The sequence below is a fragment of the Pyrinomonas sp. genome (assembly GCF_040289685.1).
In the GTDB taxonomy this organism is placed as follows: domain Bacteria; phylum Acidobacteriota; class Blastocatellia; order Pyrinomonadales; family Pyrinomonadaceae; genus Pyrinomonas.
Genome location: NZ_PSLQ01000003.1, coordinates 42778 through 67812 on the forward strand (window position 1 = coordinate 42778; position 25035 = coordinate 67812).

The following is a 25035-nucleotide window of genomic DNA, read 5'->3' on the forward strand; positions in this document are numbered from 1 at the left end:
AGCGGAGCGCGCGGCGCCCTTGATCCCAGCGCACAGGAGTGAAGACCGTGGGTTTGACCGTTCTTGCCCTCTCGTTCGTCGTTTTGCTCGTCGCTGCTTATTTCGTCTACGGCGGTTGGGTGGCCCGGCAGTTTGCGCTCGACGATGCGCGAGCGACGCCGGCCAATCTCATCAACGATGGGGTTGATTTCGTCCCGACGCGCCCGTTCTATCTTTTCGGCCAACATTTCGCGGCGATCGCCGCCGCCGGCCCCATCGCCGGACCCATTCTCGCTTGTCAGACGTGGGGGTGGTTGCCTTGCTTGATGTGGATCGGGCTTGGCGTTGTTTTGATCGGCGCGGTGCACGATTTTTCGAGTCTGACGGCTTCCGTGCGACACGGCGCGTGTTCGATCGCCGAGATCACGCGCGCTTCAATGGGCAAGCGCGCTGGTCTGGCGATGATGAGCTTCATTTGGATCGCGCTCGTCTACGTCATCGTCGCCTTCGCCGACATTACGGCTGGAACGTTCGTCGCCGGAACGGAAGAGTTGCGACAAAACAGAGTCGGGTTCAATCCGGGCGGCGCAGTCGCCGCTGCCAGCATCATGTATCTTTCGCTCGCCGTCACCATGGGGCTGATTCAACGTTATTTGCGTCCGCCACTTTGGCTGGTGACGGCGATCTTCGTTCCGGCGACCTTTTTCGTCGCTTGGCTAGGAACGAAGATGTCGAACCTCTTTTCGCTCGATCACAAGACGTGGGGGCTACTGATTCTCGCCTATTGTTGCATCGCGTCGATCATCCCCGTCTGGCTGCTCTTGCAGCCGCGCGGGTATCTCGGCGGTTTCGTGCTTTATTCCGCGCTCGCCATCGGTGTGATCGGCCTCCTTTTCGGCGGCTACGAGATCAAACAGCCTGCTTTCAAGACGTGGGATGCGGGCGGGATGACGGGCGCGCTCTTCCCTTTTCTCTTCGTCACCATCGCGTGCGGCGCCTGTTCCGGCTTTCACGGTCTGGTCTGTTCGGGGACGACCTCCAAGCAAGTTGATCGCGAAACGCACATCCAGCTGGTCGGATATGGCGCGATGTTGGCCGAAGGGTTCGTCGCTTTGATCGCGCTCGTGACGGTGATGATCGTCGCACAAGAGAATTTGAAGGGGCTTGCGCCAGGGACGATCTACGGCAACGGCATAGGCGAATTCATGACGTTGCTTGTCGGACGCGAGAACCTTTCGTTTGCGGTCACTTTTGGCGCGATGGCCTTTTCGACCTTCGTCTTCGATACGCTCGATGTTTGCATGCGTCTGGGCCGGTACATCGTGCAAGAGGTGACAGGGTGGCGCGGGCGCGCGGGCGCTGTGGCCGGAACGTTGATCACAGTGGCGTTGCCGGTCTACTTCATCGCTTTTGCGCGCGAAGGGGCGTGGGTCAAGTTCTGGACGCTGTTCGGCGCCTCCAACCAGTTGCTTGCCGCGTTGACGTTGTTGGCCATCACGGTGTGGCTTTACCAAGCGCGACAACGAATATGGTTCACGCTCTGGCCGATGCTCTTCGTCCTGACGATCACGCTGTGGGCGTTGATCGAACTGGCCGTGGTCAATCTTCAAGCCTCGCGCGGATTGGACATCGAAATGGTCAACGCCGCCTCGGCGATCGCGCTCGTCTGTCTGGCGATCTTTCTGCTGTTCGTCGCCATCGTGCGACTACGCAAGGAAAGGCGTGGTTCGCTCGTTCCAGAACGCGCTTGATCCGAAAAACGAGCTGCAAACCTTTTCCTTGAGGAAGAGGGTAAGGCGCGTCACCCGGCTCGTGGTATTAAGGGCTGGACCGGCCCGGATCGCTTGTTCTGAAGGCGCGCGCGCTGGGAGTCGGTTGGCGCGACCGCTTCCTCGAGGTGTAACAAGGCTCTTGGTGGCAGGAAGGAATCCCCCGGACTTCAGGCGGGGAGGAGGTCAACGCCGATCGAAATAGCAAAGACCGGCGATAGCACAAACTTGGGCGGTGGTCCTGCGACTGGCTGCAACAAGCGCGTTGCCGATCAAAGAAAGAAGCCGGTGAGAGTGCGTTCCCCACCGGCTCCCTTTGTCGCTTATTGAAGCGCGCGTTACCAGCGCGGTTCGCGTCCGCCGCCGCGACGATGATCGCGTCCACCGCGTCCGCCGCTGCCGCGACCGTAGCCACCGCCGCCGCTGTTGCGATTGAAGCCGCCGCGGTCGGTGCGCGGTTTGGCCTCATTGACGGTCAGGTTGCGCCCTTCAAAATCGCGTCCGTTGAACTGTTCGATGGCTGCTGCCGCCTCTTCCGAAGTCGCCATTTCAACGAAACCGAAACCGCGTGAGCGGCCCGTGTCGCGATCTTCGATCACCGAGGCTGATTCCACCGTGCCCGCTTGCGAAAATAGATCACGCAAGTCCTCGCTGGTTGTACGAAACGGGAGGTTCCCGACGAAAAGTTTGGTTGTCATTTTCTATCCTCTTAGAAGGTTACGGGAAGTGCGGGCTAATCCAATCGCGGACTCGAACCAGAGACTTGCGCGACGCGAGCGACACGCCCGACTCTTCCGAAAAACTATCAACCGACCTCACTCTCTTCTCAGCCGAACGCTGTCGCTCTTTGTGGTCGCGGCCTAGCGCATCGCCGCCGATGCGCGAGAGCAGGAACTCAAAACGCGACGATTATGCACCTTCCGGCGGCGAAGCGCAAGGGGCGGCAGCATGAAATGGCGTCCGTGTGATAAAGGGCGGCGCGGTCACAAAACGGGCGATGAAAAGATGGCGGGAGCGGGGACGCCTCGGACAAGGAAACAAACGACGAAGAGAATGTTAGAATCGAGCGCGCCATGAGACGAGCAGAGGAACAACGGGCCGATGTCGTGCGACACGGCTTGCGCTTGGGGGTGCTCACGGTCGGTTGGAACGCGCTCGAAGCTCTGATCAGCATCGTCGCCGGAACAGTTGCTGGCAGCATCGCGCTCATCGGTTTCGGTCTTGATTCCGTCATCGAAACATCTTCGGGCGCGGTGATGTTCTGGCGCTTGGCGACCGATCGCGATGGGACACGACGCGATGCGCGCGAGCGGCGGGCGCTTCGTCTGATCGGCTTCTGTTTCCTCGCGCTCGCCGCTTACGTCGGCTACGAAGCGACCGCGTCTTTGATCGCACGCGAGGCTCCGGACGCAAGTCCCATCGGGATCGCGCTTGCAACCTTGTCACTGATCGTCATGCCGTTGCTGGCGCGCGCGAAGAGAAAGGTTGCGGGCGAAATCGGCAGCCACGCGATGCGTGCCGACGCTCGACAGACGGACATCTGCGCTTACCTGTCGGCCATCCTGCTCGGCGGTCTCGTGCTCAACGCGCTTTTCGGTTGGTGGTGGGCCGATGCGGTTGCCGCGCTGCTGATGACGCCGATCATCGTCAAAGAAGGCGTACAGGCTTTGCGCGGCAAAAGTTGCGCTGGTTGCTGTTGATCTGCGAGTTGCCGATGCGCATCGCATCTGGCCGTAGGTGAACCTCCAAAAGTGCCGTCGCTCTTTCGCGCAATGCGCCCCTCGGTACCGCGGTTCGGCGCCTCAAGTTAAACGGCTGACGAGGCGGGCTTCGTGCGGCGCGCCTTTTGAGCTTTCTATGCGACATCTCACGCGACTAGATCCGACGGCGCGTGAGCAATCCGAGTTTGGTCTTACAGTCCGAAAGCGATCGCGCGCTGTTGGAAGAGGCTTCCCAAAGCGCCGCTGATGTCGGTATAATGCCCGACCGGGCGCACAAAAAGCGCTCGACCCGTCGCACTCGGAAGCCGAAAGGGCCATCCGCTCAGGCGAAAGCTGCGGAGCGCAAAGCCGTCGACCTAAACGCCGCACGGCGCATGGTCGAGACGGTTGCCGAAGTTGAAGAGGGACGCAATGACCCTGGCGAAAGCGCCTTCCCCTGAGTTCGTCAGCTTCCACCCGACGCGCAGCGACGAAAGACCGCCAACCGACTTTCGACCAGCGCAGGCGACGGAAGAGATCAAATCGAGGAGCGTTTTACGAAGCTTATGCGAAAAAATTTTTTTCTCGCGTTGCTGGCCTTTGCTGTCGCTTCATTCGTCGGATCGTTGCCGTCCAGCGCGCAAAATCCTGCGCCCGCGCAGACAGAGGAGATCCCCAACATGGGGCGCGCCCCAAAAGAGCCGAACGGCATCGGACGGCTTGATCTGCGCGTCTTCGATGAAAGTGGTCGCCCCATCAAGAACGCTTACGCTAAACTCGAATCAACGCGCACAGATGGTTTCTTCTGCGAATCCTGGGGGTACACGGATGCGCGCGGCGTCGCCGTGCTCCCGCCGCTTCACATGGGGCGTCTGAAGCTGATCGTGAAAGCTCCAGGCTACCAAAAACAGACGCTGACGATTCCGGCGAGCAACCTTTCGGAGCCCGTCCGCGTGACGCTGGTGCGCAAAAAGTAACGCGTCAAGGCTGCGAACCTGTTGCCGCGCCGACCCCCCGAAATAGGGGCGCGCCTCTTCTCTATGGGGACCGGATCTCTTCTTGGAAGTTGACATCCTCCCCACGGCTAAAGCCGGGGGGCTCCGCGCCGCCGCAATCTGATGAAAAGACGCGCGTCGTCCAGACGCGAAGCGCGCAACGCTGCCCATTTTCGATCACACCGACGGCGGTCCTGCTGCCTCGACCCAGAGTGCAACTCACGAGGCGCGCAACACGGCTCGACCGCCACAGCTTGCGTCGAAACCACAACCGGTAGTGGTATTTAAATGGCCCGCGGTCGGTTGATTTGAGTGGGCGCTGGAACGAAATCGTTGTTGGCGCTGTCGTTGGGCGCCATGTGCCAGACGGTTCAGCGTCGCAAATATTGCGACGCGGTCGCGAGCATCGGCGCTGCTCGTCGGTGTGACCTTTGACGCGCAAAGCGCCGACTTCAGCCGTCCATCTCCGCTGACGCGCTCTTCAACAAACGACGAAAGTTCGCGCGAAGCTTGGCCACTTTGGGCGCGACCACTGCCCGGCAGTAGGGCTGTTGCGAATTACGCCGAAAGTATTCCTGGTGGTATTCTTCGGCTCGGTAGAACTCCGAAGCCGGAACGACCTCGGTGACGATTGGATCGGGCCAAACCTTGGCCCTCTCCAGTTCGGCGATCACTTCTTGCGCGATCCTGTGTTGTTCGGGAGAGTGGTAGAAGATAGCCGAGCGGTATTGCGTTCCGATATCTGCACCTTGGCGATTCAAGGTCGTTGGATCGTGAATCGCAAAAAAGACCTCAAGGAGTTCCCGATAACTGACCTGTCGCGGGTCGAAGGTTATCTGCACGGCTTCGGCGTGACCGGTCGCGCCCGTGCAGACTTGTTGGTAAGTCGGGTGCGGAACATATCCTCCGGTGTAGCCTGAGACCACCTGCTCAACGCCGCGCACCTCACAAAAGACCGCTTCCAAACACCAGAAGCAGCCGCCCGCTAAAGTCGCTATCTCTTCTCTTTGGCTCATCTTTTGTCGCTCGCTTGACGCGAAGCATGACACAAGAGCGCGCGCGTTCGCAAGAGCGCAAAGCGTTTCAATCGCTTCGCATAACAGCGACTCATTCTCGGATTTGGTTTTCGTCACGCGACAGTCGCGCACGTTTCAATCGCTTCGCGGCAACTCATTCTCTATGGCGTGCGGTTAGCAAGAGTGCGAGATGTTCTAATGCCAAGTGAAATCGCTCTTCCTGCGCGCGTAACGACGAGATGGTGATCGTCAACGCCAACGAACCGACGAGCGCGCTTCCCGCACGCACGTGGCGACAAAGTAGCGGAAAAAGAGCCGAGCGGGACTCAACCACGCCCCTGCTGCACGCGCGTGGCGACGAAGGCGCCGCGCCGCTGTCGCGAAGCAGGGCAAGGCGCGTTGCGCCATCTTGCTCTCGCGTCTCGTCTATGCGATATTGAGAGCACAGACGGCTTCTCCCCCGCCGCTTCCAAAACCCGATGTCGCAGGAAACGACACCTTTGACTTCGTCTGACGACGGCAGCGACCCCAGCCGGCTCGTGCTCGTCGTCGATGATTTGCCGGACAACGTGACGGTGGTGCGCATGATGCTCGAGCGTCGCGGGTTTCGCGTCATCACGGCGCAGGATGGGGCCGAAGCGGTGGACCTTGCGCGGCGGCTTCGCCCTGACATCATCTTGATGGATATCGGCATGCCGGGTACCGATGGATTGGAAGCCGCGCTGCAGATCAAACGCGACCCGCAACTGCGCCGGGTGCCGATTGTGGCGGTGACGGCTTTCAACACCGGCGGCTTTCGCCGCGCCGCCTGGGAGGCGGGATTCGACGGCTACTTGGCCAAGCCTTTCGATGCCGAGCAGGCCATCTACTTGATCAAGAAGCTTCTCGAACGCTAGGGCGCGTCGCGCGATTGAGTTTTTGCATCGCGGCGCGCGCTTTCTGCATGCCTTTGCCTTCGGGCTTGGGGCGGATAACCGCGCTCACAGAAAACCGAGGTTGGGCGTGGAGAAGCGTCCGATGTTGGGAAAGACCGAAGTCAGTTCCGATGTTGGCAGTCCGAACCAGAGGGCGAGCGTGGCGCCATACTGGTCCACCGCGACGTTGGGTATCCACCGCCCTTCATTGCTTGCATCATCGGGGCCGCCGATGGCGAGCGTTGGATAGCGACCGTAGAAATCGCCCCCGCGCACGGCCCCGCCCATGATGAAGTGATGGCTGCCCCATGCGTGGTCCGTGCCGCCGCCGGCTGCCGGTTTGAATGTGCGCCCGAAATCCGAGAGGGTGAAGGTGGTCACCGAGGTGGCGACGCCGAGTTCAACGGTTGCCGCGTAAAAAGCGCGCATCGCCTGCCCGAGTTGTGTAAGCAGACTGGCTTGCGTCGGCAATTGGTTGTTGTGCGTGTCGAATCCGCCGAGCGAGCAGAAGAAGATCTGGCGACGTGCGCCGAGCGACCCGCGCGCGGCGATGATCTTGGCGACTTGTTGCAATTGCCTGCCGAGCGAGGTGGACGGAAATTGCGTCTGCAAGGGCGCTGCGTTTGACAAAGCTTGGTTGAGCAATTGGCTGTTGGCGATAGCTTGTTCGGTCAACTCGCTCGCTTTGCGGACCAGTTCCATTTCGGTATCCACGCGAAGCAACTGACGCAAAGCTTCGAGGCGCGTTCTTTCTGTCGGCGACGTGCCGAATCCGCGAAGTCCGAAAGACGAGCCGGGCACGAGCGCGAGCGGACGAGCTTGCGCCCCGGTCGCAAACAGGCTCGATCCGGCGACCGAGATCAGAATGGGGAATTGTTCGTTAGCGCCCAATCGGTCGGCTAGTCTGCCAGCCCAACCGGTGCGGCTCGGTTGATCGGAGATCGACGCTTGCCACTGCGCTTGTTGGTCGGAATGGGAAAAGAGGCTATCAGGGCGTTGCGCGCCGCGAAGATATTGGTCGCGCGTGATGGGTTCGACCAGCGTCCCGACGTTGCACAGGACGGCTAACCTTCGCTCGCTCCACAGATCGTGAATATCGCGCAAAGACGGATGCAGACCGAAACGCAAACTCATACTCGACGGCGTGATCGGCAGCAGATCGGATTGTGGGATGGCGAGCGTGCCGCGCACCGAAGCGTAGGCTTGGTACTCGGCCGTTTCCGCCGGGATGATGGTGTTGTTGCCGTCGTTGCCGCCATAAAGGAAGATGCTGACCAGCGCGCGGTAATCGTTCGATTCCTGCTGCAAAAAGGCGCTCGCCCAGCCGAGCCGGTGAAATCCCTCCATGAAAGCCGCCGCGCCGATGGCGTGTGCGATGCGTTTGATGAACTCTCGCCGCGAATGGAACATTTTCGTTTCTCCTCGAAGATCTAGAAATCGTCCGCCTCTTTGTGAGGCGTTACTTTTGCACTTGGTATTGCGACGATGAGAGGACCAGATAGACAGCCGCTTGCGCGCGTTGCAATGGCTGCGATGCTGGAATGGATGTTACCGCTTGCGTGATCACGGCGCGCATCTGCGGCGACATGGTACCGTGCAGCAGCAGATCGTCGAGCGCGTTGATCAAGCGTTGTGGGTCGTCGGCCAGCGCTTGCCACGGGGCAAGATCGATCTGTGCGCCCGTGGAACCGGGCGGCGCGTTCGACGGTGGCGCGATGCGCCCATAAACGATGGAGTTGACGAAGTTGATGCGCGCGAAGGTCGTCGCCGTCGTTTGGATGCCGAACTCCGGTCCGAGCAGCTTGGTTCCGGGAACTTGGTAATCTGGCGGATAGTAGTTGAAGACCGATGGCGCGTAGAAGAGACGTTGGCCCATCTGCGCGCTTTGCTCGGCAAGCCCCGTCCCATCGCTGGTCGCGTTGAAAGCGCGCAGCACGTTCAGGATGAGACGCACTGGTTCGCGCAAGTGGCCGTAGTCAGGCGCGTTCTTCACGTCGCCGCGCGCTTCCGGATCGAGCAGAATGGCCGCGACCACTGCACGCAAATCGCCGCGCACGCCCGCCCCGTTGTTGTCGAACACGGCGGCGACGCGGCGCACGTAAGCCGGACTCGGGTTGCTTGTCACCAGATGCTGAATCAACCGCTGGGCGATGAAAGGACCGACGTTCGGGTGATTGAAGATGATGTCGAGCGCGTCGTCCAAATCTTTCTCCGCCGATTGTCCGGCGGGAAGCACGATGTTGCCAAAGAGCGTTTTGGCGTCCTTGTCGTGGTTGCTGTCGTAGGGCACCATGGGCGCGAGGAAATTGCGCGGGTTGTGCTTCTGCATGGGGGCGCCGGGCAGCGGCGCGTAGGTCCAGCCTGTGAAGACGCGCGCCAGCTCCTCGATGGTCTCTTGATCGTAGGTCGGGATGGGCCGCCCGTTGGCATCAAGTTGCAGCGTGCCGTCGGGATTGAGGCGGTGGACGCCGATGGTGAACAGCTGCAACAGCTCGCGCGCGTAGTTTTCGTTCGGCGAGATGCCGCGTCGCGGGTCGGGCTTGTCATTGTTCACCATGTCGAGGTAGCGCCCCATGGCCGGGCTGAGCGTCACGTCGCGCAGCAGTTGGCGGAAGTTGCCGAACGCATTGCGCTGGAGCATCTGCAGATAAGGTGACATCGCGTGCGACTGCGAGATCTCCACCCCCGATACGACGAAGATTTGACTGAGGGCGAAAGACACACGTTGGCGTAACTGATCTTGTCCGTTGAGCGCGTTCTGGAAGAAGCGCACCTGCAAGGGGAAGAGCGTGTAGTTGTCGCGTATGTAATCCGGCGAAGCGTCTTGCGGCGGCGTCGGCGGCACGGCTGGAAGATCCGGGTAGGTCGAAATGGGCGCGTTGAACTGTTCTTCCAAAAAGGCGCGAATGCCTATGCGTTGCACGCGCTCGATGAGCGCCGGCGTCGGCCCCCACGTCGCCTGTTCGAGAAGACGGATGGCATCAGCGCGCGAGGCTGGCCCCGCATAGGTGGGCGGCGTCGGTGTCGGCGTCGGCGCTGGCGGCGAAGGCGGCGCTGGATTCGGACGCGCGCCCGGATCATCGGGCGGACCACCGCCGACCCGCCCGATGGCAACGCGCACGCGATTGCTCGCTTCGCCGTGAATGTATATCCGCACCAGAACATCGCCGACTTCGCCCATCTCATCGGGCAAACGGATGGTGATCGCTTTCATCCACTCGAACTTAGGCACTGGGCGGACGTCTTCGACCTTGAGGGCATAGATTCTTCCCGTGCCGTCTTGCGCATCGGCGGCAACGGCGCGCGCGTCTTCGTCCGGGAGCAACTCGAGACCCATGGCGAAGAGCATGATGCGCGTTCGTTCATCCGTGCCGAACCTGATGGGTTGCACGAGCGGAAAAGGATCGCGCCGCCACGTAACGACGTCGAGCGCGATGGCGCGCGTCGAATTGACTTCCGTGAGCAGGATTGGACCAGTCGCTGCACAGACCTCGCCGCGAAAAGCGAGAAGGACCAAGTGCCAGACGGCGAGAGAGATGACGAATTTAGCGAGCTTCGATCGCGCCATGGTCTTTGGGTCCTTTCCGTCTCCCGACGTTTCGTCTCCCCGAGCTGTGAGACGATGAAATGACGGCGACGTTTGAAAACGCCTTTTTCGGTGAGGCGGGTCGTCCTTGCCGGGGCAGTGGCGGGAAATGTAGCACACCTTGCCGCTCGGCGGAACTGTCTTTTTGACCGCGTCAGCCGCTGACGGACGCATGCCCGCTGGTCGCCCATGACATTCCGTTTCGTTGACGGAAAGGCACGACTCTGGATGGTTCTGGGTGGAAAAAGCGTATTGGATTGCGCGAGGCGCTGTCGCTTGCTTCAGCGGTCAAGCGCATTCCTCCGACGGCTTTATAGCCTTAGGAGGGATGCAGCGTCTGTTGTGATCGTAAAGATTCCGGGGCCTTTCAGCGCAGACCGAGAAGAAGGAGCACAGAACGGTCAGCGACAGCACCGCCTTGTGCTTTCCAGCGGCGATAGGCCGTCAGTTCGTGCTCCGCCACGGGGCGATTGCCGAGACGTGCGGCAGGCGTTTTGCTGAGCGCGTGATCGGTCAGGGCCAGATGGGGCGCGCGCACCGAAAGACTTTCAGGACGTTGAAGCGCTGCCTCCGCTGATTCGATATCGGGGAAGAAATCCTCGTAAGCCATGATGTGCCAAACCGTCCCTTCTTCGCGCTCTTCGACAGCGAGCACGCGCAACAAGGCGAACGCGCTCTCTAGTTGAAAGATGAGATCATCGCCCGGAGCGTATGGAAGCGGCATAGTTCGACCTCTTTTTTTGGACTCAACTGCTCACCCAGCATAGCACGAAGCTTTAGTTAGCCCGTAGCCAGACGCGGAACTCGAAGCCCCATCATCGTTAACCCTGTCTTCGGTCGCCTTTCGCCATAAACGTGCAGCGGACGGAACCATATCGAATCGAGAAGCGTGCGCGGTGATCCGTTCGCGCCATGTGCGCGGCGAACAGACGCACAGCAACAGGCCGAACAAACATCAGGATCAAAGTTCGTCTTGGGCGTGTGGCGGACAGAAGGCGCTTCTCGTCGCTTGAATTCAAGACCTTGTGAGCCGCTTCGTCACGACCGCTCAAGACACTGGACGGCCCTTGCTGTTCGTGCGTGCGTTTACAGCGTGCGCGTCACTTTCGAGAGCGAACGCGGCTTGTCAGGGTCGAGTCCTTTCGCCTCGGCCAGCAGCGCGGCGAAGAGTTGGCCCGGCACGATGTAAGGGATCGGAGCGAGAAACTCATCGATCTCTTGCGACATGCGCAGCGCGCGCGTGCAAAGCTCCGCCGCGCGGTCGCTCGCCGTGATGGTGAGCGTATCGGCACGCAGTTCGCGCAAGCGTTCCATCAAGCTGACGACGCCGGGCAGCGTCACGCCCGGCGGCGCAAAGAGGATGATCGGAAAATGGCGTTCGACGATGGCCAGCGGTCCGTGAAAGAAGTCCGCTGATGAGAACCGCTCGGCGACGACATAACAAGTTTCCATCAATTTCAGAGCGAACTCGTAAGCGTTGGCGTAGCTCAAACCGCGTCCGACGACGACGCAGTTCTCCATGAAGACGTAGCGCGCAACGAGTTCTTCGACCTGTGGGCGAAGTTCAAGCGCGGCGGCGACGTAATCCGGGATGCGTTCGAATGCGAGACGATCAGACGAGCGGTCAGCGAGCGCCTCGGCCAACATGTAGAAGAGCATCATCTGGCCTGTATAGGTTTTGGTTGCCGCCACCGATCGCTCACGTCCGCCGTGCATGAGAAGCGTTTCATCAACGATGCGCGTCATGCTCGATGCCGGTTCGTTCGTAATGCCGATCGTAAAAGCCCCGCACGCGCGCGCGCGTGCGAGCACGAAATTGACATCCTCGCCCTCGCCCGATTGCGATACGCCGATGACGAGCGCGCGGTCGAGCTTGAGGCGCGCGTCATAGAGCGTATAGACGGACGGCGCCGACAGCGAAACCGGAATGCCGGTGCGGATCTCGATCAAGTAGCGACCGAAAAGGGCGGCGTTGTCGGAGCTGCCGCGCGCGACCATGACGATCAGATCTATTTCGCGTTCGCGCAAAAGGTGCTGGCCGAGGCGCGTGACCTTGGCACGTTCCTCGCGCATCGTCTCGGCGAGCGCGCGCGGTTGCTCGGCGATCTCCTGCAACATCAACGACACTGAAACTCCTCACTCCTTTCCACGTGGTTCGCCTACGCCGAGCGCGTTGACAGCCTGCGCCCGACGTGGTAATCATCAGAACTCGCGAGGTGGTATAGTCCGCTATCCAGCTCAGGGCAAGAGTAATGGAAAGGCCGCTTGATCGCAACAGCTACGTCCCACTTTACGCGCAAATTCAGCAGAAGCTGCGGCAGATGATCGATCGCGGCGAGATCGCCCCCGGCGCGCCCGTCCCTTCCGAGCGCGAACTGGCCGAGCGCTACGGCGTCAGCCGCATGACCGCGCGCCAAGCTTTGCGCGCTTTGCGACAAGACGGCTTGGTCTATCGTGAGCGCGGCATCGGGACGTTCGTCGCACGCCGCAAAGTTGATCTTCATACACGTAATCTCGTCGGCTTCACCGAAGATATGCGACTGCGCGGTCTCAGGCCAAGTTCGAAACTGATCTTGCTCCGGCGCGAAAAGGTGACGCAACAGATCGCCAATGAACTGGGGATAGAGGTCGGCGGCGATGTGTTCCATTTGGAAAGGCTGCGCTTGGCTGACGGGACGCCGATGGCTTACGAATCCAACTATGTCCCGGTCGATCTGTGCCCCGATCTGGACCAGTACGATCTCGAGCGCGATTCGCTCTACCGCATCCTCGAAGAGGAGCATGGGATTAGGATGCAGAGCGCTGATGAGATCCTCGAAGCGGCACGCGCGCCGCGGGATAAAGCGCGATATCTTTCGATCCGTGCCGGATCTCCCGTGCTCGTCGTACATCGCGTCGTTTATGGCGACAACGGGCGCGCCATCGAATCCGTGCGCACGATCTACCGCGCGGACCGCTATCGCGCGACGTTTCACCTGACGAAAAACACGCTTTGAAAGCGGACGGTTCGGAGACAGCGCGGTAGCCAGCTTCGTCGTCGATTTGGAGATATCAAACGGATCAGCGCGCGTGAGAAAGAGACGGCGCAAGCCAGCTTCGTCGCCGATTGATCAATCTGAATGCCGCACGACGTGTCGGTGGAAAGCTGCGGCACAAGCTCGCTTCGCCGTCGGTCAGTCCTGCGCAAGCAGCATGAACGGATACCGGGCCAGAGGTTTGTTGCTCCTTTTCGCCGCTTTGTGCGCGCTCACGAGCGCGGCGCGCGCTGCGACGCAAGATCTGGCGCGTTTGCCCGACGGTGGCTTCTTCGCCGATTGGCTTATCTCTTCGTTCTTCCCCACCGAGATAGATGCCGGTGCTTTCGAGAATTTTCAACGCTTCAACATCGAGCGCTTGCCTGAGCGCGATTGGCTTGCTCCGTTCGGCGGCCCAGCCGCAGTGCAGCCGAAAGAGGGCGTTGTGCTCTCGGCTGGAGCGAACGCGCCAGGCGGGAACAAAGAAGACGAAAGCGCCTCTGGGTCGCCGCTACCCGAGGTCGGCGCGCGTTCCGAAAGGGTGGAGGAAAAGACGGTCGAGCTACGTTGGACCGCCTATCGCGCGACGAGCGAGAAGTTGGACTTCGCGCGCATCTTCCCTTCAATCGGCACGGCTTATGCCGCGACGCGATTTGCATCGCCCGACGACCGCTTCTTCTTCATCGAGACGGATGGTTTTACAGGTGCCATTTGGTTGAACGGCGAGCGCATCTATGACGGATTCAAGCTGGAAGCACAGCGCGTCGTTCTTGCGCGCGCACGGGCGGGCGCAAACCTTCTTCTCGTGCGCGCCAGCGGCGTGCGCAACGATCCTTGGCGCAAAGACGGCGGGTGGGCGGCACACGTCCGCATATGGCACGCGCGTGCTCTGCCGAGCGGGCTGGTCGCTGGCGCGTTTCGCTCCACAGGCCTGTTCCTTGCTGACGGGAGCGGCGCGCGTGAACGTTTGCGTTTGGCTGTGGCGAACGCAAACAACTCTTTGATCCGCGATGTACGCTTCGAGGTGCGTGATGGTGAGCGCAAGGCGCAAGCGTCGCTCGTCGAGCTTCCGCCGGGCGAATTGCGCGAAGTTGAGATTGAAATGCCCGCCGCCGCTAAGGAGCCGACGGAAAGAAGAGCCGACGTGCGCCTTCGAACGGGCGAAGATGAGATCGCGTGGACGGCCTCTTGGACACAGCCCGCCGTGCCGCCGGATGGACGGATCTTCTATTTGGAAGGCTTTCACGTTGATCCCGTTTACCTTCACGATCAACGCGAGTACGCGCGCATCACGCTATCGAACATGAACCAGTACATGAATTCGATGCGCGCCGATGGCCGGTATGGGGTCTTCTTCTCCGAACTCGACTACTTGAAGCCCTACGACGACACGCATCCGGAAGATCGTGCGTTGCTGCGCGAGAGGGTGCGTAGCGGACGGGTTGGCACGGGCGGTTCATACAATCAGTTCAACGAACCGACCATCGGCGGCGAAGCGATCGTGCGCAACATCCTTTACGGACGCCTGTACCACGAAAGCGTCCTAGGCGATCGCCCGCGCGCCTTAGCGTTGTGGGACGTTTTCGGGCACGTGCCGCAGATCTCGCAGATCGCGCGCAAGAGCGGGTTTGATGGCATCGTTTGGTCCAAAAAGATTCAAGGCTTTCAGCCCTTATTCTTCGACTACGCGCTCGACGGTTCGCGCCTTCTTCATCGCCGTCTCGACTACGCCTATTCATTCTCCGGTTTCGGCAGCGGCAAAAACTACAGCCTCGATGCCTTTCAACGCATGACGCTGCGCAAGTTCGAAGAGGCGCGTTCGTTCGGCTCTGCGGTGGACCTGCGCATCAACGCCGCTGATTTCACTCCGCCGTGGACCAATCTGGCCGGCAACGTCGAACGGCTCGAACGTTCTTTGCCGAAAGTGGAAGTCACCGGACAGGCGCAAACGCGCTTCTTCAACGCGCTGCGCGCAGAGGTCGCGGCGGGCAAGGTGCGCGTCCCCGTCACGTCGCGCGACAAGCTCTTTTTTCACGTCGGCGTCGCCGCGGCGCGCAGCGATCTGAAGATCGCGCATCGTCGGGCCGAAAACATGATCCTCGCGGCGGAGCGATTCGGTGCCATCGCATACGCGCACGGCGCAAACTACCCTGACCTCGCTTTGGACAAGGCTTGGCGCCAAATCCTTTTCGGCAGCCATCACGATGCGATCACGGGAACGCCATCGGACAACGCTTTTCTCGATCTGGTCCATGGCTACCGCGAAGCTTACGAACTGGCGCGCGAGGCGCGCGACGACGCTTTGCGTTTCATCATCTCCCGAATCAATACGCGCGCGCCCGAACGCTTGCGCGCGCCGCGAAGCGCTTTGACGCCGCTTGTCATCTTCAATCCGTTGGCATGGGAGCGCACAGACCTAGCGCAGGCGCACATCCGTTTCGCGTCGCCCGTGCGCGCGTTTCTCGTGCGCGATGGGGGCGGCGCGATTGTGCCTCACCGCCTCGTGCGCGCCGAGCGCGATGCAGTAGGTAGATTGCTCTCGGCCGAGATCGTTTTCGTCGCGCGCGCGGTCCCTTCGCTCGGCTACAAGACCTTCTTCATCGATGCGCGCGCTGAGTTGCGGACCGAGATCGCAAGCGGGGGTGAAGGGAACGCCATCGAGAACGAGTTCTATCGCGTAGAGGTTGATCCGGCGCGCGGCGGGGCCGTGCGCCGCATTTACGACAAGCGTGCGCGGCGCGAGATCGTGCGCGCATTGGACGGGCATTTGGCGAACGAGATCGCCGCGCTCGAAGAGGATCTGTCGAAGAAGAACGTCATCTATCCGGCGTGGGAGTTCTGGACCACCGGCAAGAGAAGGTTTTCGACTGCGCAGCCGGCGCGCGTCGCGGTTCGTCGGGAAGGGCCGACGCAGCGCATTGTCGTCGAAGGGGTGCTTCCGGCGATGCGCAGCTACAGACAGACGATCGAACTGCATGACGGCATCGCGCGCATAGACTTTCGCACCGAACTCATCGAATACAACGGGAAGAATGAGCTTTTCGTCATCAACTTCCCGCTTGCCTTGACGGGCGGGGCGTTGGTCACCGAGGAGCGTTTCGGCGTGGTCGCGCGCAACGGGAGCCGCGCCTTTCTCGATTTTCGCTCGAACACTGACAAGCTCGTTTCGGGCGCGCCCGTTTACGCAGTTTATAACTGGGCCGGATACGGGCAGACGTTGCGTCTGGTCTTTTCCGGTAGCGGCGGCGAACTGGTCGCCAGCGTCGCGTTGAAACCGACGGCGCTCGTGCGTCCGCCGGGCGAGCTGTATGACGAATTGACCGAACGCATCGTCGCCGCGCTGATTCGTCGTGGCATCAGCGTGACGCCTTTCGCCGACGACGGCGAACGTGCGCGCCGCGCCCTTTTGACGATCGAGGATTCGACCATGCCGCGCCGCGTAAACGACGATCTCGGCTACCATTCGTTCCGCATATTGCTCGGTGGTCCAGCCGAGAGCGAACACGTGCGCGAAGCCCTCGTGCGAGTTGATCGCGCATCGCGCGCGCGTTTCGAGCGGGAGTTGCAAAGCACGGGGCGCGCCTTTCTCTTCTTTCACGACGAGATGCCAAACGGGTGGCCGCCGATGCCGACGCTGATCATCGCCGGACGCGATGCGGAGAACGTGCGTCGCGCAGTCGAAGAGTTGCTTGCGCCCATCTCGCAAGGGAAGGAGGTGCTGCGCCTTTCGGCAGAAGCGTTAGCGACGGCGGAACGGGAGCGGCGCGCGCACGTGCCTGATTACGGAGTCGCCATCATCAATGGCGGGACCATCGCCGCGATCCTTGAACGTCCCGAGACGTTGACGCTCTTTTTGACGCACACCGCGCCGTGGCCCGGCGTCAACCTTCCGTTCGACTTCACGCCGGAACACAAGACGCACGTCTTCTCTTACGCGCTCTACCCACATGAAGGCGATTGGCGGCGCGCGCAAGTAGTGCGTCGAGGGTATGAGTTCAACAACCCGCTCATCGCTGTTCAAACTGCGGAGCAGAGCGGGCCGTTGCCGCCAGAGCACAGTTTTCTTCGCCTTTCGGCGGAGAACGTCGTGCTCTCAGCGCTCAAATTGGCGGGCAATCCGCAGGCAAGCTTCCGCGCGAGCGAAGCCGAAGGCGAAAGGGCTTTCATCCTTCGGTTATACGAAACGGAAGGGCGTGCGACCGCGGTGGAAGCGACCTTCGATGAAGCGATCGGTGAGGTCGAGCGCGCCGATCTCATCGAACGGAAGATCACATCGAGCGAAGACGTGCGACAAACGAGCGAACGCTCTTTCGCTTCGGCAATCGGCAGTTTCTCCATTGAAACTTTCAAAGTCCCAGTGGCGCGGCGCGCGGCGACCGGAGACGCGATCGGCGCGCGCCGCGAACTGGTCCAGCCCGTGCCAGCGCGGTATTGGATGCACAACATGGGCGCAGCGCCCATCGGCAACGATCCCATCAAAGTCACGGTGCGTCCCGTCGAGCAGATGGGCCAGCTGGCGAGTTTCGCCTATGACGATAAGTACAATCAGGGCGGCATCACGACCGTCGCGGCGCGCGTCTTCGTCGTCAACAACCTGCTCGATCGGCGCGCGCGCGGGCGAGTCGAGATCGAAGTCGCGCCGGACTGGCGCGCCGTGCCGTCCGCGTTCGATTACGACATCGAACCGGGCGGATGGATGGCACGCGATGTGGTCATCTTAAGCTATCCGGTGAAAAAAGGTTTGGAGTGGGCGCGCGCTTCCGGATTGGTCAAAGCGCGCACGGAGTTCGCCGGCCAAACCTACCAAGACGTGCTCGAGATCGGGCGTAGCCTGCGCCTTGATTGGCGTATCGAACGGACGGGCGAGCGAGTTCGCATCGTCGTTCACAATCCGCATCGGCAGCGCGTGGAAGGGAGCGTTGCGTTGATCTTGCCGCCAGAAGTTTGGCTCGACGATGCGGGTCGAACGACGCGCGAGCGAGGTTTCAGCGTCGGTCCAGGCGAGACGACGACGCTTGATTTTGGCGCGCCGCAGCGCGGCGCTTGGGCTATTGCGCGCCTCGCTTACAACGGGCACGTCGAGTACGAGCGCGCGGACGGCGAAGGCGAGCGATGAGAACTCTTCGGAGCGCTTGTCGAGCGCCGAAGTGATGCGGAGAAGATGAGGCGCATCTCGTAGGTCGATTCTTCGGCCAACGGCCTTGTCACAAAGAACGAGGGCTAAAGGAGACGAAACTAATTCGGACGACGCTGATAAGGATGCGAAGATGAAACCTTTCGTCTGTTTGTGTGCGCTTTTGCTTTCGCTGACTTTCGCTCCAGAAAGCGCGTCGCGCGAGAACAGACCGCACGCGCGCGTGCTTCTGATCCCGCTCGACGATCGTCCGCCCTGTTTGCAATTCGTGATCATGCAGGGGCGGATCGCCGATGCCGAGGTGGTCGCGCCGCCACGCGAACTGCTGGGCCGGTTCACCGAGCCGGGTCAGCCGGAGAAGATCGCGGCGTGGGTGCGCGCGCAAGATCTGCGCGCGTTCGATGCGGCGGTGATCTCCGTCGATATGCTCGCCTACGGTGGGCTGGTTGCCTCGCGCGTCCATCGCGTGTCTTTGGAGACGGCACGGCGGCGTTTGGAGCTGGTGCGCGAGATACGACGCCGCGCGCCACAACTTCCGCTTTACGGCTTCAACGTCATTATGCGACTGGCCCCAACTGCCGACGGCAGAAACGAAGCTTATCGCGAGAAGCTCGCGCGTTGGGCCGAACTGTCTTCGGAGGCGGCGCGCAACGCGAAGGTCGCAGCGGAAGTCGAGCGCTTGGAGCGCGAAATCCCCAAAGAGGCATTGGAAGACTACAAACAGGCCCGAAGACGAAACTTTGAAATCAACCGGGCCAGCATCGCGCTCGTCAAGGACGGAGTCTTCGAATTCCTGATCTTGTCGCAGGATGACGCCAAGCCGCGCGGCGTACACATTGCTGACCGCGAAAACTTGATCGCCGAAGCGCAGCGCCTGGACCTTGCGGATCGCGTGCGTATACAGCCCGGCGCTGATGAAGTGGCGATGCTGCTCCTGTCGCGCGCTCTTGCTCGAAGGTTCGATTACGAACCGCGCGTTCATGCCATCTACTCTTCGGAAGAGAAGCGACGCCGCGTCGCGCCCTACGAAGACCGTCCGCTTGAGGTGACCGTGAGCTTTCAGATCGCCGCCGCGGGCGCGCGCGAAGTCGCGCGACCAGAGGATGCCGATCTGCTCTTTTACGTCTATGCATCGCGCGACGAACGCGGCGCGGCGCGGGCGTTCGCGGAGCGCATCGCGCAGGATGTGGCGCGCGGTCGTCGCGTCATCGTCGCCGATGTGGATTTCGGTGGAGTCGTGCAAGGCGCGGGCGAGGAGTTCACCGAGGAGTTACGACGACGAGGCGTTTTCCCGCGTCTTTTCGGCTACGCTTCGTGGAACACGGCGGGCAACACGATCGGCACCGCGCTGCCGCAAGGCATCCTCTTTGCGCTCGCCGTGGACCGATTGGCGAGCGATCCAGCGGCAGCCGAGCGCATCGCGGGCGCGCAGATGAAGTTTCTGCTCCACCGTTTGATCGATGATTACGCTTACCATTCGCTCGTGCGCGTCGAAATTAACCGCCGCTTCGCTCCGGCCAGAGGGCTTAATACGATGCGGCTCGATGCGCAGGGGACGCGGATCATCGAAGAGATCGTGCGCGAGAAGATGCGCCCTTACGTTGAGAGTTTGTGGCGCGACTTCGCGCAGCGGCCCTTCGTCCTGCCGCCAGCAAGCGGAGTGAAACTGGCGCTCGTGCCGACTGCGCTCGAGGATTTCAAGCTCACGCTTCCGTGGGGGAGAACGTTTGAAGCCGAGATAGATTTCCGCCTCGTCGCCGCCAAGCAAACGGTGACCGGTGATTGACCGCGGCGGACAAAGAAGGATAATACTCCCGGTTCATCGAGACGAGTTTCGAGGAGATCGCATGCGTTCGAGCCTGCGGTTCGTTTCGGCGTTGGCCCTTTGTCTTGCCCTCTTTCAAACGGCAACGGCACAAAGGCGCGCGCCTTCCCCAAAGGTTCAGCCTTCGCCCGATGCTCCGCGCGAGGTCCTCCAAGCGCCAAGCCTCGGAGGCGGTGCTTTGCCGTATCGCGTTCTGCTGCCGCTCGATTACGGGCGGAGCATAGGCCGTTATCCGGTGCTCTATCTGTTGCACGGTTACGGCGGCGATGAGTCGGACTGGCTGACGCGGACGAACTTGGCCGAGTATGCCGCGCGTTACCGATTGATCGTCGTCCTGCCAGGAGCGGGCAATAACTGGTATGCAAACAGCGCCAGCGACGCGAACGCGCGCTACGAGGATGCGATCGTGCGCGATCTCATCCCGCACATAGATCGCCGTTATCGAACGATTGCAAGCTACCATGGACGCGCCATCGCTGGCCTGTCTATGGGTGGATTGGGGGCGATGAAGTTCGCGCTTCGTTATCCGCAGCTGTTCGCTTTCGCGGCTAGCTTCAGCGGCGCTTTCGACGTGCCGCGAACGGGCGGCTTGAACGGCGAGCCAGCTCCGTTGGGCCAGAGCCTGATGCGCATCTTTGGGCCGAAAGATAGCGACACGCGCCGCGCCAACGATCTCTTCGCGTTGCTCGAACGGGTGAGGCCCGATAAAGTGCGGTTGCCTTACATCTACGTGGCCACCGGAACCGATGACCAGTTGCCGAGCGTGCGCGAGTCCAACCCGCGTCTGGCAGACGCCTTGCGCGCAAAAGGCGTCGCATACGAATATCACGAACGCCCCGGCACGCACGATTGGAAGTTCTGGGACGCTGAAATCAAGTTCGCGCTCGAACGCATGAGCGAGATCATCCCGCAAATGCGAGAACGCCGATAAGGAGTCGGAAAGAGATGCGCAGATGGTTGAGGGCCGCGCTTTTCGTTTTGATCGCCCTATGTTGTTTCGGTGGCGTTTCGTGCCAGCGCGATGGCACCAGCGGAAAGAAACGGATCGGCGTGACGCTTTTGACGCGCGAGCACGCCTTCTACCGCGATTTGGAAGCTGGGATGCGCGAGGCAGCGGAGAAGAACGGATTCGAACTGCTCGTCTCCTCGGGCGATTTCGACCTCGCTAAACAGCAATCGCAGATCGAAAACTTCATCGTTCAGGGCGTTGATGCGATCATCGTCTGCCCGGCAGATACGCGCGGCATCGGGCCAGCTATCGAACGCGCCAACAGCGCCAATATCCCGGTCTTCACTGCGGACATCGCCGCGCAGGGCGGGCGAGTCGTCGCGCACGTCGCCTCGGACAACGTCGAGGGCGGACGCCTCGCCGCGCGCTACATCGCGCAGGCGCTCGATGGCCGAGGCAGGGTCGGCATCATCGGTCAACCGGAAGTGCAATCGACCATCGATCGCGAGAGCGGGTTCAAAGAGGAGATGCGGAAACATCCGGGCATACAGATCGTTTCGGTGCTGAACGGCGCGGGCGTGCGCGACCGGGCGCTGAAAGCTGCCGACGATATGTTGCAGAGCGACCCGGAGATCAAAGCTATCTTCGCCATCAACGATGATTCGGCGCTCGGGGCGCTTTCAGCCGCTGAAGCGCGCGGACGCGCGGATCTGATCATCGTCGGATACGACGCGACCGCGGAAGCGCTCCGGGCGATCAAGCGCGGCAGCGCTCTGCGCGCTGATGTCGCGCAAGACCCGCGCGCGATGGGACAGCAGACCATCGACGCCATCGCCAGACATCTCCGCGGCGAGCCCGTTCCGGCGAACATCACCATTCCAGTGCGCATCGTTGACGCGCGCAGTTCTGAGGTCGCTACGCTTCCTTGAGTGAGGATCGCCTCAAAGAGCAGATGGTCGAAGCGAGCAGAGAGGAAGCGAAACGCGCCGTATGGTGGTCGCGTCGGCTGCGTTTGACCGAATACGTCATTGTGCTGGCGATCGTCGTCGAGTCGGCGGCTTTTGCCTCGCTCGCGCCGCAGTTTCTTTCGCTCGCCAACCTGATCAACGTCGCTTTGAGCATCGCTATCACCGGCATCCTTGCCGTCGGAATGACGTTCGTTATCTTGACGGGAGGCATAGATCTCTCCGTCGGTTCGGTGGTCGCTGTGGCAGGCATCGTCGCCGCTATGCTAGCGAGCCACGGTGAGGTTTGGACCGGATTTGTCGCCGCGGTGCTGGTTGGTCTATTGGTCGGAACCTTCAACGGCGTCGTGATCGCACGGCTGCGCGTGCCCTCCTTCGTCGTGACGCTCGCCATGCTGACGATCTGCCGTGGCCTCGCCTTCATCCTCACGGGCGGGCGTTCCATCGGTAATCTGCCCGAAGCTTTCGGCGCGCTGGGGCGCGAACGCATCTTGGGCGTACCGGTTCCGGTCCTCTTGATGGTTGTGGTCTTCGCCGCCGGTTGGTTTGCGCTCGCGCGCACAACCTTTGGGCGCTACATCTACGCCGTCGGCGGAAATCGCGAGGCGGCATATCTTGCCGGCATCAACACGCGCGGCGTAGAGTTGATGGTTTACGCTTTGAACGGCCTGCTCGTCGGATTGGCTGGAGCCGTTCTTGCCTCGCGTTTGGGGGCGGGCGTGCCCAACGCCGGATTGCAATATGAACTCGACGTGATCGCCGCCGTAGTCGTTGGCGGCACGAGTTTGAGCGGCGGACGCGGAAGCGTCATCAACACGCTTTGGGGAGCCGTCTTCATCGGCGTGCTCAACAACGGACTCAATCTCGCCGGCGTCGATCCATACATGCAGCGCATCGTGCTCGGCGTGGTGATCTTGCTCGCCGTGTTGATCGATCAGTGGCAGAAAAGGCGCTTCGATGCCAGACTCGGTTAGCAGGAAGTGTCTCGCCCCTGCGCGCCGGAAGTGAGCCGCTCCTCGGCCCGGACGAGAGGATGCGAAAAGAGCGCGCCGAAGGGTTCGCGCAAAGCAAGGGGGCGTTGACCTCCGCGGCGACACGTCGGCAGGCGGGACGCTTTGCTCCCGTACGCCGACGGTTTCGGGGCACTCTCTTCTCGTTCCTCGAATTTGAAGCGGAGCTCTCGGCGAAAGAGAGAGCGAAACGACAGCGCGCCATCGGCGGTGCGACGGAAGATGCGGGCGGCAGGCATCTGGGAAAAATTTTCGATTGACTTCGGCGGCGAATTCAGGTAAAAGTCAGCGGCAAAGGTGGTCTAGTCCACTACTCCGGTAGCCGTCCTGACCACAAATGGGGCGGCTCGTCCGGCGGCTTGATGATGCGCCACGAAAAACTCTTCTGCCTCTTCCTGCTGGCGCTCGTTCTCTTCGTAGGGCGGGCGGCGGGCCAACCGTCTGCGCCATTGCAGATCATCCCGCGTCCGAAACAAGCTGCCGCGACGGGCGAGCGTTTCGCGCTCGATCGGCGCGTGCGCATCGTTCTTGCCGATCCGCGCGCGGAGGATGATCGCTTCGCCGCTGAAGATTTCATCACAGACCTGCAGGCGACCGCGGGGGTACGCCTTGCGATCGGCGGAAAGAGCCGCCGCGCGATCTTGCTCGGCTTGCTCGACGACGAGCGCGTGCGCGCCGCTCTCGCACGGCAGCGTGTGCCGTTGCCGACCGACTTGAACGAAGAAGGCTACGTGCTCGTCGTTTCGCCCGATGAAGTAGTGGTCGCCGGGCGAACCGCGACTGGGACCTTCTACGGCATGCAGACGCTCAAGCAGCTCGTGCGCGGCGAAGGGGGCAACGCTTACATTCAGGGGGCACGCATTGTGGACTGGCCCACCATGCGCTGGCGCGCTGTTTCCGACGACATAAGTCGCGGACCGGTGCCGACCGTTGAGTACATCAAACGACAGTTGCGCGCCTTCGCTTTCTTCAAGCTCAACATGCACTCCTTCTACATGGAGCATGTTTTCGGCAGTCGCGCGCATCCGTTGATCGGACCGGAAGGCGGTGCGCTCACGCCCGAAGAGATACGCGAGATCGTCGCCTACGCGCGTCGGTTGCACATCGAGATCGTCCCCGAGCAGCAGACATTCGGTCATCTGCACAAAGCGCTCAAGATCGAAAAATACAACGCGCTCGCCGAAACGCCTTACGGCGACGTGCTCACGCCGCAACAAGAGGGAACTTACAGTTTGATCGCCGATTGGTACCGCGAGATCAACGAGCTTTTTCCGGGACGCTTCTTCCACATCGGTGCTGATGAGACGTTCGAGCTCGGCGAGGGGCAAAGTCGCGAGGCCGTGCGTCAGCGTGGCGTCGGCGCGATCTATTTCGAACATCTGCGGCGCGTGCGCGATCTGCTTCAACCATACGGGCGAAGACTGATGTTCTGGGGCGACATCGCGCTCAATCACCCCGATCTGATCGGCGAGATCCCGCGCGACATGATCGTGATGAACTGGGCCTACGGCCCGCGCGAAAGTTATGAGTCGCGCATCGAGCCGTTCAAACGAGCTGGATTGGAGCAGTTCGTCTGTCCGGGCGTACAGAACTGGAACCAGATCTTCCCGAACAACGATGCGGCCGTCGTCAACATCGTCAACTTCGTGCGCGATGGGCAGCGCGCGGGCGCGCTCGGGATGATGAACACGAGTTGGGATGACGATGGCGAAACGCTCTTCGAGATGACGTGGTATGGCATCGTGCTCGGCGCGGCGGCGTCGTGGCAACCGGCGCCGCTCGATGTTGAAGCGTTCGAGCGGGATTTCGATTGGGCCTTTTTCCGCACAGACGGCGACCGGTTCGTGCGCGCCATGCGTGCGCTCGGTCGCGTTAACGCGCTTCTCGGCACGGGATCGAGCGATCAGCTCTTTTGGCAGGAACCGTTCAATTCGGCTTTCCAAGAGCGTGCGCGCTCGCTCAGCGAAAAGGTTCGACGGATGCGCTTGATGGTCGAAGAGGTCGAAGAGACGATCCTGCGCGAGCGCGCGCGTGCGCGCCGGAATCGCTCCGTGCTCGATGCGATGCGTTTGGCCGCGCAGCGGTTCGATCACATGGGGCGGCGGATGCAAGTGATGGAGCAATTGAGCGAGCGCTACTGGGACGCTTATCTGAACTTGGGCGATCGCAACCGCGTGCG

The 25035-nt window shown here is 61.4% G+C and carries 17 protein-coding genes and 1 riboswitch; of the genes, 11 read left to right on the forward strand and 6 right to left on the reverse strand.

The genetic code is table 11. The annotated features are described in order from the left end of the window. The first annotated feature begins 47 nt into the window (after positions 1-47). On the forward strand, positions 48-1730 hold the full coding sequence (locus tag C4334_RS01580; RefSeq protein ID WP_352430324.1) for a carbon starvation CstA family protein: 1683 nt from the start codon (positions 48-50) through the stop codon (positions 1728-1730). Between the two features lie 356 nt (positions 1731-2086). Here the strand turns inward: C4334_RS01580 and rbp are convergent, their stop codons facing one another. Further along, on the reverse strand, positions 2087-2446 hold the full coding sequence (rbp, locus tag C4334_RS01585; RefSeq protein ID WP_352430325.1) for an RNA-binding regulator: 360 nt from the start codon (positions 2444-2446) through the stop codon (positions 2087-2089). A 375-nt stretch (positions 2447-2821) separates the two neighbouring features. Here rbp and C4334_RS01590 point away from each other — a divergent pair, with 375 nt between their 5' ends. Beyond that, positions 2822-3448 (forward strand): cation diffusion facilitator family transporter, encoded by a 627-nt coding sequence (locus C4334_RS01590; RefSeq protein WP_352430326.1) that lies wholly within the window; start codon positions 2822-2824, stop codon positions 3446-3448. 323 nt (positions 3449-3771) lie between these two features. Further along, a riboswitch (cyclic di-GMP riboswitch) is annotated at positions 3772-3864 on the forward strand. Positions 3865-4014: 150 nt separating this feature from the next. Beyond that, the gene (locus C4334_RS01595) at positions 4015-4425 is read left to right on the forward strand and encodes a carboxypeptidase-like regulatory domain-containing protein (RefSeq protein WP_352430327.1); all 411 of its coding nucleotides are present in this window, start codon (positions 4015-4017) and stop codon (positions 4423-4425) included. Positions 4426-4895: 470 nt separating this feature from the next. Here C4334_RS01595 and msrA read toward each other — a convergent pair whose 3' ends face one another. Further along, positions 4896-5459: a peptide-methionine (S)-S-oxide reductase MsrA gene (gene msrA / locus C4334_RS01600; RefSeq protein WP_352430328.1), complete on the reverse strand. Its 564-nt coding sequence runs from the start codon at positions 5457-5459 to the stop codon at positions 4896-4898. Positions 5460-5938: 479 nt separating this feature from the next. Between msrA and C4334_RS01605 the strand changes: the two genes are divergently transcribed. Continuing rightward, a complete protein-coding gene (locus C4334_RS01605) occupies positions 5939-6355 on the forward strand; it encodes a response regulator (protein ID WP_352430329.1) in 417 nt (138 codons plus the stop codon). Between the two features lie 84 nt (positions 6356-6439). Here the strand turns inward: C4334_RS01605 and C4334_RS01610 are convergent, their stop codons facing one another. The 4 genes from C4334_RS01610 to C4334_RS01625 all read right to left on the reverse strand — a co-directional run bounded on the left by C4334_RS01610 (position 6440) and on the right by C4334_RS01625 (position 12077). Next, positions 6440-7783: a DUF1501 domain-containing protein gene (locus tag C4334_RS01610; RefSeq protein ID WP_352430330.1), complete on the reverse strand. Its 1344-nt coding sequence runs from the start codon at positions 7781-7783 to the stop codon at positions 6440-6442. Between the two features lie 49 nt (positions 7784-7832). Further along, entirely contained in the window at positions 7833-9941 is a 2109-nt protein-coding gene (locus tag C4334_RS01615) for a DUF1800 domain-containing protein (RefSeq protein ID WP_352430331.1), read from the reverse strand. Positions 9942-10326: 385 nt separating this feature from the next. Next, positions 10327-10683: a hypothetical protein gene (locus tag C4334_RS01620; RefSeq protein WP_352430332.1), complete on the reverse strand. Its 357-nt coding sequence runs from the start codon at positions 10681-10683 to the stop codon at positions 10327-10329. A 362-nt stretch (positions 10684-11045) separates the two neighbouring features. Continuing rightward, positions 11046-12077: an SIS domain-containing protein gene (locus C4334_RS01625; RefSeq protein ID WP_352430366.1), complete on the reverse strand. Its 1032-nt coding sequence runs from the start codon at positions 12075-12077 to the stop codon at positions 11046-11048. A 134-nt stretch (positions 12078-12211) separates the two neighbouring features. On the opposite strand from C4334_RS01625, the gene C4334_RS01630 reads away from it, so the two are divergent. The 7 genes from C4334_RS01630 to C4334_RS01660 all read left to right on the forward strand — a co-directional run. Continuing rightward, a complete protein-coding gene (locus C4334_RS01630; protein ID WP_352430333.1) occupies positions 12212-12955 on the forward strand; it encodes a GntR family transcriptional regulator in 744 nt (247 codons plus the stop codon). 196 nt (positions 12956-13151) lie between these two features. Further along, positions 13152-18089: a glycoside hydrolase family 38 N-terminal domain-containing protein gene (locus C4334_RS01635; protein WP_352430334.1), complete on the forward strand. Its 4938-nt coding sequence runs from the start codon at positions 13152-13154 to the stop codon at positions 18087-18089. A gap of 151 nt (positions 18090-18240) precedes the next feature. Next, positions 18241-19893: a DUF4127 family protein gene (locus tag C4334_RS01640; RefSeq protein ID WP_352430335.1), complete on the forward strand. Its 1653-nt coding sequence runs from the start codon at positions 18241-18243 to the stop codon at positions 19891-19893. 61 nt (positions 19894-19954) lie between these two features. After that, the gene (locus C4334_RS01645) at positions 19955-20863 is read left to right on the forward strand and encodes an alpha/beta hydrolase (RefSeq protein ID WP_352430336.1); all 909 of its coding nucleotides are present in this window, start codon (positions 19955-19957) and stop codon (positions 20861-20863) included. Positions 20864-20877: 14 nt separating this feature from the next. Then, complete coding sequence (locus C4334_RS01650) at positions 20878-21810, forward strand: substrate-binding domain-containing protein (RefSeq protein ID WP_352430337.1); 933 nt, start codon at positions 20878-20880, stop codon at positions 21808-21810. Continuing rightward, complete coding sequence (locus C4334_RS01655; protein WP_352430338.1) at positions 21807-22820, forward strand: ABC transporter permease; 1014 nt, start codon at positions 21807-21809, stop codon at positions 22818-22820. Before C4334_RS01650 ends, C4334_RS01655 begins: the two co-directional genes overlap by 4 nt. A 398-nt stretch (positions 22821-23218) precedes the next feature. Beyond that, positions 23219-25035, forward strand: a 1817-nt coding sequence (locus C4334_RS01660; protein WP_352430339.1) for a beta-N-acetylhexosaminidase, incomplete at its 3' end; no start/stop codon positions are given.

Bases quoted from the DNA above. Each gene is read 5' to 3' on its own strand.
- rbp (WP_352430325.1), bottom strand. From the start codon at position 2,446: ATGACAACCAAACTTTTCGTCGGGAACCTCCCGTTTCGTACAACCAGC.
- C4334_RS01590 (WP_352430326.1), top strand. From the start codon at position 2,822: ATGAGACGAGCAGAGGAACAACGGGCCGATGTCGTGCGACACGGCTTG.
- C4334_RS01595 (WP_352430327.1), top strand. From the start codon at position 4,015: ATGCGAAAAAATTTTTTTCTCGCGTTGCTGGCCTTTGCTGTCGCTTCA.
- msrA (WP_352430328.1), bottom strand. From the start codon at position 5,459: ATGAGCCAAAGAGAAGAGATAGCGACTTTAGCGGGCGGCTGCTTCTGG.
- C4334_RS01605 (WP_352430329.1), top strand. From the start codon at position 5,939: ATGTCGCAGGAAACGACACCTTTGACTTCGTCTGACGACGGCAGCGAC.
- C4334_RS01610 (WP_352430330.1), bottom strand. From the start codon at position 7,783: ATGTTCCATTCGCGGCGAGAGTTCATCAAACGCATCGCACACGCCATC.
- C4334_RS01615 (WP_352430331.1), bottom strand. From the start codon at position 9,941: ATGGCGCGATCGAAGCTCGCTAAATTCGTCATCTCTCTCGCCGTCTGG.
- C4334_RS01620 (WP_352430332.1), bottom strand. From the start codon at position 10,683: ATGCCGCTTCCATACGCTCCGGGCGATGATCTCATCTTTCAACTAGAG.
- C4334_RS01625 (WP_352430366.1), bottom strand. From the start codon at position 12,077: ATGTTGCAGGAGATCGCCGAGCAACCGCGCGCGCTCGCCGAGACGATG.
- C4334_RS01630 (WP_352430333.1), top strand. From the start codon at position 12,212: ATGGAAAGGCCGCTTGATCGCAACAGCTACGTCCCACTTTACGCGCAA.
- C4334_RS01635 (WP_352430334.1), top strand. From the start codon at position 13,152: ATGAACGGATACCGGGCCAGAGGTTTGTTGCTCCTTTTCGCCGCTTTG.
- C4334_RS01640 (WP_352430335.1), top strand. From the start codon at position 18,241: ATGAAACCTTTCGTCTGTTTGTGTGCGCTTTTGCTTTCGCTGACTTTC.
- C4334_RS01645 (WP_352430336.1), top strand. From the start codon at position 19,955: ATGCGTTCGAGCCTGCGGTTCGTTTCGGCGTTGGCCCTTTGTCTTGCC.
- C4334_RS01650 (WP_352430337.1), top strand. From the start codon at position 20,878: ATGCGCAGATGGTTGAGGGCCGCGCTTTTCGTTTTGATCGCCCTATGT.